Below are 1,557 nucleotides of genomic sequence, written 5' to 3'. Positions count from 1 at the left end.
TAGTACTGGATGGCCTTGGCGAGGTCCCGTTCGACACCATAACCTTCATAGTGCATCCAACCGAGATTTGTGCAGGCGCGCGAATATCCCGCATCGCATCCGTCCATGACGAGAGGCAGAGCCTTACCAAGGTCGACATGGACGCCGAGACCGGCCAGATAGATCATACCGATGTCGCTGCAAGAAATCACATTGCCAAGTTCGCAGCCCTTCTCGGAAATACGCAGGAGCGCTGCAAAGTCACCCGCAGCTTGCGCCACCCGCGCGGCTTCAAGGCAAGCTTCTTGATCCCCAGATTGACAGGCTTGCCATTCGTCCGCCCTGGCTGTGCCAAGAAGGCCTGTTGCCAGAAACAGCCCCAAAATCAGACTGCGCAATTCATACCTCCCCGATCCATTCGAGAGCCTCCGACCAGAACGTAACCTTGTGGATGAAGCCCGACAACCCAAACGTCGGGGGCGTTTCGGAAAGATCATTTCGTCCTGATGGGCGATGGCGTCGTTTTCTTGCCTTTCCGGATGCCGATCACTGCTCTAAATAGCCTCCAGCCCTACCCTTGGCCCGAGAGGACATGCCGATGAATGCCCCCCACCGCGATACCGGCTTTTTCACCGAAACGCTCAGCAGCCGCGACCCGGAGCTGTTCGCCAGCATCACGTCAGAACTCGGCCGCCAGCGCCACGAGATCGAGCTGATCGCGTCGGAGAACATCGTCAGCCGCGCGGTGATGGAAGCGCAAGGTTCGGTGATGACGAACAAATATGCCGAAGGGTATCCGGGCAAGCGGTATTACGGCGGTTGCCAGTTCGTGGACGTGGCGGAGACTCTGGCGATTGAACGGGCCAAGCAGCTGTTCCATTGCGGCTTTGCCAATGTGCAGCCCAATTCGGGGTCGCAGGCCAATCAGGGGGTGTTTCTGGCCTTGATCCAGCCGGGCGATACGATTCTGGGGATGAGCCTTGATGCCGGTGGTCACCTGACCCATGGCGCGGCGCCGAACCAGTCGGGCAAGTGGTTCAATGCCGTGCAGTACGGGGTTCGGCGGCAGGACCTGACGCTGGATTACGATCAGCTGCAGGCGCTTGCGACCGAGCACAAGCCGAAGCTGATCATCGCGGGCGGGTCGGCGATTCCGCGGATCATCGATTTCGCGAAGATGCGGGAAGTGGCGGATTCGGTGGGGGCGTATCTGCTGGTCGACATGGCGCATTTCGCCGGGCTGGTGGCGGCGGGGCTTTACCCAAGCCCCTTCCCCCATGCGCATGTGGCGACGACGACGACGCACAAGACCCTGCGTGGCCCGCGCGGCGGGATGATCCTGACGAATGACGAAGGGATCGCGAAGAAGGTGAACTCGGCGATTTTCCCGGGGCTTCAGGGCGGGCCTTTGATGCATGTGATTGCCGCCAAGGCCGTGGCGTTTGGCGAGGCGTTGCAGCCGGGGTTCAAGACCTATCAAGCGCAGGTTGTAAAGAATGCACAGGCGCTGGCGGATGAGCTGATGAAGGGCGGTCTCGATATCGTCACCGGCGGGTCGGACACGCCTCTGATGCTGGT

The 1,557-nt window shown here is 60.5% G+C and carries 2 protein-coding genes; one reads left to right on the top strand and one right to left on the bottom strand.

Features of this window, described 5'->3' with window-relative positions; genetic code table 11:
- A partial coding sequence (locus tag ACRCSW_RS22375) for a tetratricopeptide repeat protein (protein WP_438707860.1) occupies positions 1-377 on the bottom strand: 377 nt, incomplete at its 3' end.
- Positions 378-577: 200 nt separating this feature from the next.
- Here ACRCSW_RS22375 and glyA point away from each other — a divergent pair.
- Positions 578-1,557: serine hydroxymethyltransferase (glyA, locus tag ACRCSW_RS22370; RefSeq protein WP_438707859.1), on the top strand; the 980-nt coding region annotated here is incomplete at its 3' end.

It is taken from the genome of Tabrizicola sp. (genome assembly GCF_051645465.1).
Classification (GTDB): Bacteria; Pseudomonadota; Alphaproteobacteria; order Rhodobacterales; family Rhodobacteraceae; genus Tabrizicola.
The sequence above is the reverse complement of the archived record's forward strand: the minus strand, read 5'-3'. Positions and strand labels throughout refer to the sequence as shown.